General features: G+C 59.3%; 12 protein-coding genes and 2 pseudogenes. 8 read left to right on the top strand and 6 right to left on the bottom strand.

What is annotated here, in order from left to right:
* Positions 1 to 14: 14 nt before the first annotated feature.
* Together xseA and ACW4PC_RS15780 are read right to left on the bottom strand one after the other, a co-directional pair.
* Positions 15 to 1,976, bottom strand: a complete 1,962-nt coding sequence (xseA, locus tag ACW4PC_RS15785) for an exodeoxyribonuclease VII large subunit (protein ID WP_455874379.1) — start codon at positions 1,974 to 1,976, stop codon at positions 15 to 17.
* Positions 1,977 to 2,030: 54 nt separating this feature from the next.
* Positions 2,031 to 3,849 (bottom strand): annotated as a pseudogene (locus tag ACW4PC_RS15780) (hypothetical protein).
* 197 nt (positions 3,850 to 4,046) lie between these two features.
* Here ACW4PC_RS15780 and ACW4PC_RS15775 point away from each other — a divergent pair.
* The 4 genes from ACW4PC_RS15775 to ACW4PC_RS15760 are packed head-to-tail and all read left to right on the top strand — an operon-like array spanning position 4,047 to position 6,542.
* Positions 4,047 to 5,048 (top strand): glycosyltransferase, encoded by a 1,002-nt coding sequence (locus tag ACW4PC_RS15775; RefSeq protein WP_455874378.1) that lies wholly within the window; start codon positions 4,047 to 4,049, stop codon positions 5,046 to 5,048.
* Between the two features lie 30 nt (positions 5,049 to 5,078).
* A complete protein-coding gene (locus tag ACW4PC_RS15770; protein WP_455874377.1) occupies positions 5,079 to 5,783 on the top strand; it encodes a class I SAM-dependent methyltransferase in 705 nt (234 codons plus the stop codon).
* A complete protein-coding gene (locus ACW4PC_RS15765; RefSeq protein ID WP_455874376.1) occupies positions 5,780 to 6,157 on the top strand; it encodes a transporter in 378 nt (125 codons plus the stop codon). Before ACW4PC_RS15770 ends, ACW4PC_RS15765 begins: the two co-directional genes overlap by 4 nt.
* Positions 6,150 to 6,542, top strand: a complete 393-nt coding sequence (locus tag ACW4PC_RS15760; RefSeq protein WP_133937265.1) for a GtrA family protein — start codon at positions 6,150 to 6,152, stop codon at positions 6,540 to 6,542. The genes ACW4PC_RS15765 and ACW4PC_RS15760 overlap by 8 nt, the downstream gene beginning before the upstream one ends.
* Here the strand turns inward: ACW4PC_RS15760 and ACW4PC_RS15755 are convergent.
* Positions 6,543 to 7,530: pseudogene (locus ACW4PC_RS15755) on the bottom strand (Gfo/Idh/MocA family protein). It lies immediately after the preceding gene.
* A gap of 179 nt (positions 7,531 to 7,709) precedes the next feature.
* Between ACW4PC_RS15755 and ACW4PC_RS15750 the strand changes: the two are divergent.
* A complete protein-coding gene (locus ACW4PC_RS15750; protein ID WP_455874375.1) occupies positions 7,710 to 8,657 on the top strand; it encodes an aldo/keto reductase in 948 nt (315 codons plus the stop codon).
* Between the two features lie 9 nt (positions 8,658 to 8,666).
* Complete coding sequence (locus tag ACW4PC_RS15745; RefSeq protein WP_455874374.1) at positions 8,667 to 9,110, top strand: N-acetyltransferase family protein; 444 nt, start codon at positions 8,667 to 8,669, stop codon at positions 9,108 to 9,110.
* On the opposite strand, the gene ACW4PC_RS15740 is transcribed toward ACW4PC_RS15745, so the two are convergent.
* Complete coding sequence (locus tag ACW4PC_RS15740) at positions 9,100 to 9,717, bottom strand: hypothetical protein (protein WP_455874373.1); 618 nt, start codon at positions 9,715 to 9,717, stop codon at positions 9,100 to 9,102. The two genes, ACW4PC_RS15745 and ACW4PC_RS15740, sit on opposite strands and share 11 nt — an antisense overlap.
* A gap of 154 nt (positions 9,718 to 9,871) precedes the next feature.
* Between ACW4PC_RS15740 and ACW4PC_RS15735 the strand changes: the two genes are divergently transcribed.
* Entirely contained in the window at positions 9,872 to 10,372 is a 501-nt protein-coding gene (locus ACW4PC_RS15735) for a YciE/YciF ferroxidase family protein (protein WP_455874372.1), read from the top strand.
* Between the two features lie 121 nt (positions 10,373 to 10,493).
* On the top strand, positions 10,494 to 10,853 hold the full coding sequence (locus ACW4PC_RS15730) for a nuclear transport factor 2 family protein (protein ID WP_455874371.1): 360 nt from the start codon (positions 10,494 to 10,496) through the stop codon (positions 10,851 to 10,853).
* A 66-nt stretch (positions 10,854 to 10,919) separates the two neighbouring features.
* Here ACW4PC_RS15730 and pheT read toward each other — a convergent pair whose 3' ends face one another.
* Both pheT and pheS read right to left on the bottom strand, forming a co-directional pair.
* Complete coding sequence (gene pheT, locus ACW4PC_RS15725; protein WP_455874370.1) at positions 10,920 to 13,343, bottom strand: phenylalanine--tRNA ligase subunit beta; 2,424 nt, start codon at positions 13,341 to 13,343, stop codon at positions 10,920 to 10,922.
* 15 nt (positions 13,344 to 13,358) lie between these two features.
* Positions 13,359 to 14,441, bottom strand: a complete 1,083-nt coding sequence (pheS, locus tag ACW4PC_RS15720; protein ID WP_455875034.1) for a phenylalanine--tRNA ligase subunit alpha — start codon at positions 14,439 to 14,441, stop codon at positions 13,359 to 13,361.
* Positions 14,442 to 14,555: the final 114 nt, after the last annotated feature.

The following is a 14,555-nucleotide window of genomic DNA, read 5'->3' as shown; positions in this document are numbered from 1 at the left end:
CAGCTTAATATTTGTCAGCTGCGGAACGATCCGGCCCCGCCGGCCGTATCATGCGAGAAGGCAACGCCGGGCGCGAAGACCCGATCGAAGAACCCCTTGAGGATCGCCGGAAAATTGAGCCAGCCATTGCGGAAAGACGAAGAGAGGATCAATCCATCGGCCGCCTTCAACCGCTCCACAATCTTGGAGACGCCGGAGGTGTCATACGGGATGTCGAAGTAGCCGCCGCGCTCGGCCTTCGTGAGGCGAGGGTCGAATTCCTCGGCGTAGAGATCGAGCAGATCGACCGCATGACCAGCTTCTGCCAGAGCTTCACGCGCAGTCTTTGCAACAGCGGCAGCAAAACTCTCATTAATCGGATGGGCGAGCACCAGCAGGATACGCATCGGTCCCTCCTCGAACAGGCTACCCTGCTTCGGCGGCATGGTGGGCTCGTCAGGCTTCGGCAAGCGTTTCCTCGGTGGCGCACCGCCTTCGGTTGTCACGGCGCCGACGCGGCCGTCAGCAAACTCGATCGAAATGCCCACGCCGGCCGAAAGAGCCGCGGCCTGCGAGACCGGCCGGTTCTCGTCGTCGCGGATGACTGCATAACCGCGCTTCAGAACGTTCTTGTAGGAAAGGGACTGCAATACGCGGTCCTGTGCCGAAAGCTCACCCCTTGCCCGTGTCAACTGATGGCGGACAGCGGTATCGGCGTGACGGGACAGGTTTGCCAGATGGTCGCGCATGCGTGCCGTGTGCGTCTTCAGCCGCGCCGGCAAGGACGCAAAGACGGCATCGGCCCGCCCGACGCGGGACCTGGAGCGATCGATCAGTCGCTCCACCGTGCGCTCGGCGCGCGTCATCCGCTCGGCAAGCATCTGGCGGCGCTCGGCAATGCGGTTCGAAAGAACGTCCGGCCTCAGATGCGATGCGGTGCGCTCGAAGCTCCGGCGCTTGTTGATTGTGTTGAGCTCCAGCCCGCGGCCGAGGCCTGCGGCCGCTTCATCAAAGCGTCGGCGCGGCAGCGCCAGCAACTGATCGATCGACGGCAGCGCCCGCATCAATGCCCGAACGGACTGCCGCCTGTGATCCATCTGCCGGCTCATGCAGCCTTGCAGACGGGCCGAAAGGGCAGAAACCTGGGCGTTCAGTTCGGCTTTGACGGGAACGGCCATTTCCGCAGCCCCCGTCGGCGTCGGCGCGCGCATATCGGCCGCATAGTCAATGAGCGTCCAGTCTGTTTCGTGGCCAACCGCCGAGATAAGCGGAACTTCACTTTCAGCAGCGGCGCGCACGACAATCTCGTCATTGAAGCTCCAGAGATCTTCCAGGCTGCCGCCACCACGCGCGACGATCAGCACGTCAGGCCTCGGCATTTCGCCGCCCGGCTGGAAGCCGTTGAAACCGCGGATGGCATTGGCCACCTCCTCGCCGGAACCATCTCCCTGCACCTTGACAGGCCAGACGATGACATGGACTGGAAATCGATCGGAAATGCGGTGCAGGATATCGCGAATGACGGCACCCGTTGGCGACGTGACGACGCCGATGACCCTCGGCATGAACGGCAGCCGCCTCTTGCGCGCCGCGTCGAAAAGACCCTCAGCACCAAGCTTGCGCTTGCGCTCCTCGATCAACGCCATCAGCGCGCCCGCACCCGCGGGCTCCAGCGTTTCAATGACGATCTGGTATTTCGACGAGCCAGGAAAGGTCGTCACCTTGCCGGTGGCGATCACCTCCATGCCTTCTTCCGGCCGGAACCTTAGCCGCGAGAACGTGCCTTTCCAGATGACGGCATCGATACGCGCGCGATCGTCCTTCAGCGAGAAATAGGCATGCCCCGATGAATGCGGGCCGCGATAGCCGGAAATTTCGCCACGCACCCGGACCTGGTCGAAAGCAGTCTCGACCGTGCGCTTGATCGATCCCGAAAGTTCGGAGACCGAATATTCAGTCAGGTTGGTGGGCGAATCGGTGTCGAAGACATTGCTCATCCTTCCTTTCTAGCGAAAGCGGAGGGAAAGATCAGTAGAGCATCGGGTTGGCGCTCAATTTTCCGGCTTGAAGAGAAAGAACTGCACCCCAACGCCCGCGGCCTTGGGAAGCGGTTGGAGGTAGGACGGCACATTGCCCTTCGCCAATTGAGAATAAAGACCCTCCGGCTTCAGTTTTGCGAACTGCATCGTCGGATAATCGTCGGGACAGAAAGCCAAAACATGAACGTCCGCCCCCCTCAGGAAGGCCTCTGCATCCTTCGGTTCCGAGAGGCCGATATGCATTTCGGTCAGCATACCCCGGGGATTGCGATGATAAGGTGCGGTCAGAACATGCTGGCTCGTAAAGCGGAGGATCGGCACGCCGAGTTCAGATGAGGCCGCCACCATGCCGACAGGCATCGCATTCAGCGGCGCAAGAGCCTCTCTTGAGATACACGAAGGCTTGTTTTCCTCGTCTTTCGCTTCTTTCTTGTCTTCCTCCGTTTGCCTCTGCAGCTCAACGAAGGCTCCAGCAACGGCCCAAACAGCAGGTACACTGGCAAGCACCAGCATGATGTAACAGAATGCGACAGCGACATTTTCGCGATCGCTGTTGGATATACGGCGGATGTCGACAATCAGCAGCGCGAGCGGCAGGATGGCGATCAGGTTTGCAAAGGGTGCCCCGCGCACCTGCATGAGGCCGATGGCCCAGCAGAGGACGAGCAGGAAAAGCAGGATGGCGTGAATCCGCACCCTGTCGCGATAGAGGATTCGGAATGCGCTGACAGCAATGCCCGAAAAGACCGGCTGCGTAAAAGGCACCGATGCCGAAAGGCTCGTCGCGGATCATGTCGAGCATCGAGCGCTTCTGAAATATTGTTCAGCCACAGCTCAACGAGCATTGGATCGAGATCGTCAAGCGGATTATGCAAGCATTGGGGCGCGATCACCATGGCCGAAGCTGCAACAGCGATGCCGATACCACCGAGTGCAGCGAAGCGTCCTACTTCTCGACGCGCGGCTTGCGAAAACAGCCGCAACGGAAAGCATCCCACCGCCGATCGCAGCGAGGCCGTAAAAACCAAGCGAAAAATTATCGCAGGTCACGGTCGAATAAAGCCGGGGCGGCATGGTCGAGAAGAACAGAATACTGACGGCCAGCGTGAGCGTCAGCCCGAATGCTTTAGCAGCCCTCTGAAAGGCTTGCCCCACCCAAGCCCAATGAAGAGCGACGACGAGGCAAACCGCTGCGACGAAAGGTGTTGTCTCGACCCCAATGGCGATGGCGAGTGCCGCCATCGAGGCTGCAACGATATAGCTCCAGGCCTGATGCTCCTTATCGAGAAGCATTGCCGTCATCATCGCGACAAGCCCGATCTGCACGTTGTGATGATCGATCGCACCCGGCACGAAACGGTTGCTGGTCCATACGCCCAGTGCGGTCATCACCAGAGAGACATGCATGGCAGGCACGCCGCCAATGCGGCGGCCCGCAATCGCCATCGCAAGCATGAGAGGGAGGGCGAGTGAGACGGGCCAGATCGCGAGCGCCACGGCCTCGGCCTGCTCTCCCGCCAGAAACAAGCCGAAGAATTTGATGAGCCCTGCGATCGGCAAATCGATCAGCCGCGACCAGTGCATCAGCGTGCCATCAACGCCCAGCCGGTATTGGGTCAAATCGAACCAGCTCTGCCCGGAAAGAAAATCCCTTACTTCGACGAGCCGCATGCCGTTCGTCATCGTCAGGACCGACATAGTCTTTCGTCCCGATCAGCTTCACCGGCAAAATGCACGCGATCAGCACCGCGCTATAAAGCGACACGGACGGCCACAGACGCGTGAGAAGCACATGCGGACAGCGGCAAGCGACACGATGGGCGGCGAAGATTTAGAAGCTGAATTGCCGGTCATTCCTGCGACGTTCGCCATTCCTGTTGTCCCGTCCTAAGCTGCGCGAACTTTAGCTTTTGCAGATCAAGAAAGTGTAAAGCGTCCGGATGGCTGGCCGATTCTTCCCGCGTTATAGGGTCTTATTAACGCTGCATGTTTTAGACTGCGCGCCAATTGTGAATGGCGAGTGGCATCATGACACGATCGCAGACCAAAACGCTAAACATCGCCGTGCTGCTTCCGTGCTACAACGAAGCGGCCACGATCGGTGCAGTCGTCCGCGGCTTCAAAGCGGCACTGCCGCAAGCGCAGATTCATGTCTACGACAACAATTCGACAGACGGCACCGCGCTCCATGCGATGCTGGCCGGCGCCGCTGTCGTGCGCGAACGGCGCCAGGGTAAGGGCCATGTCGTACGCCGCATGTTCGCCGATATCGACGCCGACATCTATCTGATGGCGGATGGCGACGGCACTTATGCGCCGGAAGACGGCGAAGAGCTGATCCGCACGCTGCTGACCGAACGCGCCGACATGGTGGTCGGAACGCGTCGCGGCGTTCATTCTGACGCCGGGCGCAACGGACATGCTTTCGGCAACCGCATCTTCAACATTCTCTACCGCACGATCTTCGGTCCGGACTTCACCGACATTTTCTCAGGCTACCGGGCCTTCTCGCGCCGTTTCGTCAAGAGCTTCCCGGCCGTTTCCGCCGGTTTCGAGATCGAGACCGAAATGTCCGTCCACGCCTCTCGTCTCAAGCTGCCGGTCGCCGAGCTGGAACTCGATTACGGCCGTCGCCCGGAAGGTTCGCACTCGAAACTCTCGACCTTGAAGGACGGCGGCAAGATTCTGTGGATGTTCGCCATGCTCATGAAGGAAACGCGGCCCTTTGCCTTCTTCGGCCTCATCAGCGCGTTCTTCATGCTGTCGAGCATGGCTTTCATGGCGCCTGTGCTGGCGGAATACTTCGAGACCGGGCTTGTCAACCGCATGCCGACATGGGTTCTCTCCCTGGCGCTGATGATGATCTCCTTCATGGTCTTTACCGCGGGTCTGATCCTTGATTTCGTCGCACGCTCGCGTGCCGAGCAGCTTCGCATTCACTACCTCAACGTCGCCGCGCCGAGCCAGGGTTTAGCGCCGGAAAAGTCCATTGAAACCGCGCAAGGTGGCAGGACCACGCGCATCGCATAGTTGCTTCCGCTCAAAGGTGACGCCCTTTTCATGAACAGAGAAACCACAAACCGTATTCGTTTCGTGCTGGAAGACATCCTGCCGCCGTTTGTCCGTGATTCCGGTGCGTTTCGCTGGGCTGCGCGGCGCGTCTGGGGCGACCATATCACGCACTTGGCGAAATTTCGCGAGCGAGCACCGTTTCTTTCGGCAGAGGAATATGCCGAGCTTTACCGCAAGCATCCCCGTGTTCACGAAGGCACGGACAATTCGGCGGCCTGCATCAGCCGCATCCTCGGATCAATCGCCGGAGAGAGCGTCTGCGATATCGGCTGCGGCACGGGTGCGCTGCTCCGCAGCATCCAGGCGACGCATCCTGGGCTCAACCGCCTTACAGGCGTCGACTTCGTGATTGAAGACGCATCACGGCTGCCTGGCATCGAATATGTCGCGGCCAAGGTCGAAAACCTCCCCTTTGCAGACGCGGAATTCGACACGGTCATCTGCACGCATGTGATCGAGCATATTCTCGACTACCGGCAAGCGATTACCGAACTGCGCCGGATTGCAAAACGCCGCCTGATCATCGTTGTGCCGAGGGAACGCGAATACCGCTACACGTTCAATCCGCACTTCAACTTCTTCCCTTATACGCACTCCTTCCTGAGAGCTGTCCACCCGGTGCCTCCAGCCTTTGTCTGCGAGGATATCGGTCGCGACATCTTCTATTCGGAAGAAAGAGGTGCAGCGGATTGAAGGACGGTTCGATGCTTTCCACTTTTTCGACCGCAACATGGATTGGGCTCATCGGCACGCCACTGCTGATTGCCTCGGGCCAGGTCTTGTTCAAGCTGGCGAGCGCAGCTACAGGCGAGCTCAGTGTCCGCAATATTCTTGCTCTGCTTCTCAATCCGGTGTTGCTTGCAGCGCTACTCCTTTACGGTCTCGGAACGATCATCTGGATTTACGTCCTGAAAGCCGTCCCGCTGACGATTGCTTACTCCTTTATGGGATTGACCTTCTGTTTCGTGCCTTTGCTGGCGCAGGTCTTTCTTGGGGAAGTCCTCACTGTTCGATACGCCATTGGCGCGGCTTTCATCATTGCTGGCATGCTCGCGATCAATGGCTGACGCCTCTCTCAATCGAAGCGGGTCGCTTCTGCGCTTTGCCGCATTGTCGCTGCTTGGACTGGCGGCCGAAACGCTACTCTTCCATTTGCTGCTGAAGGTGATGCAAGGCCCGCTTTTGACGCGGGCAGTGAGCCTTGTTGCAATCCTTGGCATTATGCTCGCTATGCTGCGACGCATCGATTTCACGACCGGCGGCCGGCTGTCGGTCGGCCGCGCCGGGATCGTCGCCATCGTGCTGATTGCGGCGATCTTGAATTATGGTCTCTACGCCACGCTCATAATGGTATTGCCGTCTCTGCAGCCGTTGGCGGCGATGGTTCTCGCCTCCGCCTCTACACTGTGCTTTGCAATTTTCGGCTACATCCGGTTCGCATTTCGCGAATAATCAAACAGGCTCCCAGCCGTCCTTCTCGCTGGCGCGGTAGATCGCGTCGATCACCTTTTGGTTCAGCTTCGAACTTTCGAGCGTGACGACCTCTTCCTTCTCGCCCTTGGCAGCGCGGGCGAAAGCTTCTGCCTCACATTTGTATTGGCGGCTGTCCTGGAAGCGGAAGATGGTCGAACTCGTTGTGGCTCCGGTTGGCGAGTTCCAGTTCCTCCGGTCCCCAGCGGTCGGCGTTGAACGGCGATTTCACCTCGATATAGCCTTCCGTGCCGTGGAACACCATGACCTGCCGGTTTGCCATCTGGGTGGAGATGTAGAAGCTCAGCTCGAAATCGCCGAAGTCGGCCTTCACGCTCGAATAGATATCGGTGCCGAATTCCGGGTCACGTTCGGTGACGGCCTGGATGCGCAGTGGTTCCTTGCCCGTCGAAAAGCGCGTGCTGATCGTCGGATAGACGCCGATATCGGGCAGGCCGCCGCCGCCAAGTTCGGGAATGTTGCGCATGTTGCCGGGATCGCGATTGAAATAGGTAAAGGCCCCTTGGACATGGCGAAGCTTGCCGATCGCGCCGTCGGCGATCAGCGAGCGGACCTTTCGCCAGACCGGCGCGTAGGTCACCATATAGGCTTCGGTAATCAGGACCTTGCTGCGATCACGCGCAGCAATGAGGCTGTCGATCTCGCCGGCATTGAGCGCGATCGGTTTTTCGCAAAGGACGTGCTTGCCGGCGTCTGCCGCCTTGATGGTCCATTCGACATGCTGCGACGTCGGCAGCGGAATGTAGACGGCGTCGATCACGTCGGAGGCGAGCATCTCCTCATAGGAGCCGAAGGCATGCGGCACGGAAAAGCGGTCGGCCATCTCGCGCGCCTTTTTCAGGTCGCGGCTGGCAATCGCGGTGACGACGCAGTTTTCCGCGTCCTGAATGGCGGGAACGACGAGTTCACGGCCGATCTTTGCCGTCGAAATAATACCGAAACGGAGCATGGCTTAGCCTCCCAAGTTTGAATGGGTGCAACCTTATTCAGGGGTGGCGGGTGACGCAATGGCGTGCGCGCAAATCACGAAAGTTTGGTTTTCCTCTGCCGGAACCTGCGCTAGTTTACTCCCGGCGACGCTCTGCCGCATCCGTACTTTCAATCAAATCAGCAATTTAGGATAGCGCCATGGAAATGCGCCGGCTCGGAAAAACAGGTCTTTCAATCTCGCCTATCGTCTTCGGCGGCAATGTCTTCGCATGGACGGCCGACGAGAAAACATCCTTTGATATTCTCGATGCATTCTTCTACGCAGGTCTCAATACCATCGACACGGCCGACGTCTATTCATCCTGGGTGCCCGGCAACAAAGGCGGCGATTCAGAGGAGATCATCGGCAAGTGGCTGAAGAACGGAAAGGTCTCCCGCGACAGGGCGGTCATCATCACCAAGGTCGGCTCCGACATGGGCCAAGGCAAGTCGCTGAAAGAGCAATATATCCTCAAGGCCGTGGAGGATTCGCTGCGCCGCCTGCAGACGGATTACATCGACCTCTACCTCTCCCACTGGCCCGACGAAAATACACCCTATGAAGAAACGCTCGGCGCCTTCGCCAAGCTGAAGCAGCAGGGAAAAATCCGAGCGATCGGCTGCTCCAATCTCGATGCCGGCCAGCTTCAGGCATCCTTCGATGCCGCCGAGAAGGCTGGCGTTCCTCGCTACGATGTGCTGCAACCCGAATATAATCTTTATGAGCGATCGAGCTTCGAAGGCGAGCTTGCCGATCTTTGCGTGACGGAAGATATCGGTGTCATCACCTATTTCAGCCTCGCAGCCGGCTTTCTCTCCGGTAAGTACCGCAGCAAGGCCGATACGCAGGGCAGGGCCCGCAAAGATCGGGTCGCGAAATATCTCGATGCTAAGGGCATGCGCATTCTCGCCGCACTCGATCAGATTTCCGCCGAAACGAGCGCGAAACCTGCCGAGATCTCGCTCGCCTGGCTGCTCAACAAGAAAGGCGTGACGGCACCGATCGCCAGTGCTACCAGCACCTCACAGCTCGATAGCCTGGTGGAGGCAGCGAAGCTTGAGCTTTCTGACGAAGCAATGAGACTGCTCGACAGGGCAGGCGCCTGAAGGGACGACATGACCGTGACGATCCGCGATGCGAGACCGGAAGACGAAGCGCGCTGGCGCGAACTCTGGAAGGATTACCTCGCCTTTTATGAAGTCACGGTCGATGGGGACATTACCGATTCAACGTGGCGTCGGGTTTTCGATCCGGCGTCAGCAATCTTCATGCGCGTTGCGGAAGTCGACGGAGAGGTGATGGGGTTCACGCTCTCACTGACGCATGAAGGCACATGGATTCGCGGCAAGGACTGCTATCTCGAAGACCTGTTCGTCCACCCAGGCGCCCGCGGCAAAGGGGTCGGCCGGGCGCTTATGGATGACCTGATTTTGCTCAGCAAGCAGTCCGGCTGGTCGCGGCTTTACTGGCACACGAACGAACAGAACAAGACGGCACGTGCGCTCTATGACAGCTATGTCGAAAGCGACGGACACATCCGCTATCGCATCAGTTTCTGAGCGGCGGAAATCCCTGGTAGAATTTCGAATGATCGCCTTGCCAATTCGCCATGCCCGGCTTGGTGAGAGTTCCGCGCGGCCGCACATAGCTATGAATCGCACGCTTTGGCCGCTCGTGCCATTGGATATTAAAGGCCCATAGCTTTGGAAAGAAGCAGAGCGATGCATAGGGCAGATGATCGTGGATCCACCACGCGAGCTTCTGCCAATCCTCCTCATCACGACAAGTATCGATCATCCAGGGTACGACGACACAGGCCGTCGCCCCCATGCAGCCATCGAAATCGCGCATGTCCCAGATATGGTCCGCCGCACTCGAGGCATTGGTCGAGCAATTGAGCTTGTTTTTGTTTCCAAATTCATTGACGGAGGCAGAACGGTAGCCCGAGCGGATGTGCAGCCTGCCGAACGTTGCTTGAAGCGGCTCGAGCAGTTCCTCGCAAAGCCGCCTACCTGCCTCAATTGCAAGATCCGGATCGTCTGGAATATTTGGAATGCGATAGAAATCGGCGATTTCGGAATGCAGGAAATCGCGGAGGAAGAAATTCTTCGAAAGTCGCGCCCGGCCCAGATCTTCGAGCGATTTCATCGACCCAGGCTTTTTCATGCGTCTCTCCTCCATCCGCCGGCACGAACCTATCCCGTCATCCGGCTATTGCCACCCGGAAATTGCGGGCTCCAGCGGAACAATTTCCAACTAGGTCGCTTCTCTAAGGGTTCACGACTGCGTGACTCCAAAAACGAGAACAAGGATCGAAGAAATGGCCAAGGGAAAGACACTTGAGGATCTCTACTACGACACTCTGAAGGATATCTACTTCGCCGAGCGGCAGATTCTGCGCGCCCTGCCGAAGATGGCCCGCGCTGCTCAGTCCGCCGATCTGAAGGCCGGTTTCGAAAAGCACAGGGAAGAAACCGAAGTCCATGTAGAGCGCCTGCAGCAGGTGTTCGAGATTGCCGGCAAACGTGCTCAGGGCAAGACGTGCGAAGCAATTCAGGGCATCATCGCTGAGGGCGAAGAGATCATGGAAGAATTCAAGGGGACGGTCGCGGTCGATGCCGGCCTGATCTCTGCGGCGCAGGCCGTGGAGCACTACGAGATCGCCCGTTACGGCACACTGAAGACCTGGGCGCAGAACCTCGGCTACAAGGACGCCGTCGTGCTGCTGGACCAGACCCTGCAGGAAGAAGTGGCAACTGACAAGCTGCTCACGAAACTCGCCGTCACCGCCGCAAACCAGAAAGCCGCCCGCGCAGCTTGACGACAATCCTCTGAAGCAGCCGGTCTTACCGGCTGCTTCAGACTTGGCACGGCTTGCCAAAGGACCCCCCGCCTCTAAATCCTTCAGCGTTATCATGACGCCGATACGGAGGGTGCAAGATATGTCCGAACAGCAGGCAATCGAAGCAGTCGTCCATCTCTACGTCGAAGGCATGACCTTTGCCAACGAAGCCGCATTGCGAAAGGCCTTCCATCCGCAAAGCACAATCATCGGTCACTATGAAGACGCGGTCGAATGGCTGACGCGCGACGAATTCATCGCTGCGATCACCGCTGAAGGCGCCGCCCCGCCGGGAACGCAACCGTATATGGATATAACAATGATCGATGTCGCAGGCGATGCCGCGATGGCGAAGGTGACTGACGAATTCGCCGGAATGCGCTTTACCGACTATCTGTCGATGTTGAAGATCGACGGTCGATGGACCATCGTCAACAAGCTCTACTACCTGCATTCCTAGGCGGCGCAGCTTTCACTGAGTGAGGCCGGCGCAGCCGCCGGCCCGGAGTGCCCATCGTATGCTTTGTCAGCTTCGCAGCACGCCGCCGGTGAACTTCGTCACGCTCGCCACGATCTTTTCCGTCAAAGCCTCAAAATCCTCGTCCGTCAACGTCCTCTCGACGGGCTGGATCTGCACTTCGATCGCAACCGACTTCTTGCCTTCGCCAAGCGATCCGCCTTCGAAGATGTCGAAGACATTGACGCCGGTGACCAGCTTGCGGTCGGCACCGCTCGCAGCCTTTATGATCGCGCCTGCTTCAACCGCCTTGTCGACGACGAAAGCGAAATCGCGCTTGACGGCCTGGAAGGGCGAAAGCTCCAGCGCCGGCTTGGTGCGTGTCGCCTTCTTCTTCGGCTCGGGCATAGCGTCGATATAGACCTCGAAGCCGCAGAGCGCGCCTGAGACATCGAGCGCTTCAAGCGTCGAAGGATGGAATTCGCCGAAATAGCCGAGGACGACCTTCGGGCCCATCTTGATGGTGCCGGAACGGCCGGGGTGATACCATTCCGGTCCGCCCTGCTCTATCTGGATGTTGCCCATCGGCAGGCCGCAGGCCTCGATCACCGCCAGCGCATCGGCCTTGGCGTCGAAGACATCGACCGGCTTGCCGCCGCCCTTCAAATTGTTCGACCACATGCGGCCGGCGCCGGTGAGCGACGCCGTGCCGCGGCGAATGCCACCGGCAACACGGCGCTGGCCTTCCGGCCTGTCATTCTCGTAGGTTCCGGAAACTTCGAAGATCGCCACATCGCCGTAACCCTTGTCGGCGTTTCGCTGCGCAGCCATCAACAAACCCGGCAGGAGCGACGGGCGCATGTCGGACATTTCGGCTGCGATCGGGTTCGCAAGCTTGAGTGCCGGCGAGCCGCCGCCGAAGAGCTTTGCCTGCTCTTGCGAAATGAAGGACCAGGTGACGGCCTCCAGCATGCCGCGCGAGGCGAGCGCCCGCTTGGCCATACGCGTGCGGATCTGCAGCGTCGTCAGAATCTTGCCGTTCACGGCTGCATGGCTTTCCAACGGCGCCGGCTTGATGTTGTCGACGCCGTGGATGCGCATGACTTCCTCAACGAGGTCGGCCTTACCGCCGACGTCCGGACGCCAGGAAGGAATGGCGACCGAGACGCTTTCGCCCGAGCCCGACACCTCAAAGCCGAGGCGGGTCAGGATATCCTTGCTCTCCTCAGTCGAGACTTCGAGGCCGGTCAGGCGCCTGACCTCCCAGTAGGGAAAATCGACGATCTTCGGCTGGTAGCCCTTGTAGCCGACGACATCCGCCTTCGCCGGCGTGCCGCCGCAAAGTTCAAGAACAAGTTCCGTCGTGCGCTCCAGACCGGGAACCATATATTGCGGATCGACGCCGCGCTCAAAGCGATAGCGAGCATCGGTGATGATGCCCAGACCGCGGCCGGACTTGGCGATGTTCATCGGGTCCCAGAGCGCGCATTCGATCAGCACGTCGGTCGTGTTTTCGTCGCAGCCGGAATGCTCGCCGCCCATGATGCCGCCGATCGACTCGATGCCGTCCGCATCGGCGATCACGACATTGTTAGGGCCAAGCTTGTATTCACGCTGGTCGAGCGCCAGCACCGTCTCGCCTTCCCTCGCACGGCGGACGGTCAGATTGCCGCTTACCTTGGCAGCGTCAAAGACGTGCATCGGCCGGCCCTGATCAAAGGTCATGTAGTTGGTGATATCGACCAGCGCATTAATTGGACGCAGACCGATCGCCAGCAGCCGCAGCTGCATCCAGCGCGGGCTCGGGCCGTTCCTGACGCCGCGCACGAGGCGGAGCGCAAAACCCGGGCAGAGCTTTTCGTCGTCAAGATCGAGCGTCACCTTGACAGGTGTCTCGCCTTCGACGGCGAAGGACGGCGCAGGCCGTGTCTTCAGCGTGCCGAGACCCGAAGCGGCCAGATCGCGGGCGATGCCGTAAATGCTCGTGCAGTCCGGACGGTTCGGGGTGAGGTTGATCTCGATGACAGGATCGTCGAGGTGGGCATAAGCCGCATAGCTGGTCCCAATTGGCGCGTCTTCGGGCAAATCGATGATGCCCTCATGATTGTCAGAAATCATGAGTTCCTTTTCAGAGCACATCATTCCATGGCTTTCGACGCCGCGGATATTGCCGACGGAAAGCGTCACATCGATGCCGGGAACATAGGTGCCCGATGCGGCAAATGCGCCGACAAGTCCCGCCCGCGCATTCGGCGCCCCGCAGACGACCTGGATCGGCGCACCCTTGCCGGTATCGACCGAGAGAACCTTCAGGCGGTCGGCCTGCGGATGTTTCTCAGCGGAGAGAACCTTGGCGATGATGAATGGCCTGAAGGCCGCCTTGTCGTCGACATCTTCGACCTCCAGCCCGATCATCGTCAGGCGGGTGCAGATTTCATCGAGGGTGGCATCCGTTTCCAGATGATCCTTCAACCAGGAGAGCGTGAATTTCATGATCTCAATCCTCCCTTACACGCTCAAGCCGCCGAACAGCGTCGGCATGTCGAGCGGGCGGAAGCCATAGTGGGTCATCCAGCGGACATCGGCGTTGAAGAAGTCGCGCAGGTCGGGCATGCCGTATTTCAACATAGCGATGCGGTCGAGGCCCATGCCCCAGGCAAAGCCCTGATATTCGTCCGGGTCGAGACCGCCATAGCGCAGCACGTTCGGATGGACCATGCCACAGCCGAGGATTTCCATCCAATCCGTTCCCTCGCCGAATTTGACGATCGGGCCTGAGCGGTCGCATTGGATATCGACTTCAAAGGACGGCTCAGTGAACGGGAAGAAGGACGGGCGGAAACGCATCGTCACGCTGTCGACCTCGAAGAAGGCCTTGCAGAACTCTTCGAGCACCCAGCGCATGTTGGCGACATTCGCCTTCGTGTCGATCACCAGTCCCTCGACCTGATGGAACATCGGCGAATGGGTCGCGTCCGAATCCTGACGATAGGTCTTGCCAGGGATGATGATGCGGATCGGCGGCTTCTGCGCTTCCATGGTGCGCACCTGTACGGGCGAGGTGTGCGTACGCAGCACTTTTCGCTCACCGTTCTCATCCGGTTGGAAGAAGAAGGTGTCGTGCATTTCGCGGGCTGGGTGGCCTTCGGGGAAATTCAGCGCCGTGAAATTGTAATAGTCGGTCTCGACATCCGGACCTTCGGCGATCGAGAAGCCCATGTCGCCGAAGATCGCGGTGATTTCGTCGACGATCTGGCTGATCGGGTGAATGCGGCCGCGCTCGGCGGGCGAGGAGCGGACCGGCAGGCTGATGTCGACCGTCTCGGCCTTCAGGCGGACATTGACCGCCGCTTCCTTGAGCGTCGCCTTGCGAGCGGCAAGCGCATCTGCGACCTCATTCTTGAGGACGTTGATTGCAACGCCCTTGGTCTGGCGCTCTTCAGGCGACATCGTGCCGAGCGTCTTCAGGAGCTCGGAAACGGAGCCCTTTTTCCCGAGGGCCGAAAGGCGCACGGCTTCGAGTGCCGGTTCGTCGTTGGCGGCAACAATTTCCGCAAGCAGCGATGATTTGAGCTGGTCGATATCTGACATCATCAATTCTTTCCGTCCGGGATCAGGCGGGCAATCGGAGGCTGGTTAGAACCGGCCGGGCAAGCAGTCGAGAGAAAGAAAAACCCGCGCCAGCCCAAACCAGCGCGGGTTTCC

It is taken from the genome of Rhizobium yanglingense (assembly GCF_977109285.1).
Note: the sequence above shows the minus strand (reverse complement) of the source record. Positions and strands in the feature narration are given on the sequence as shown.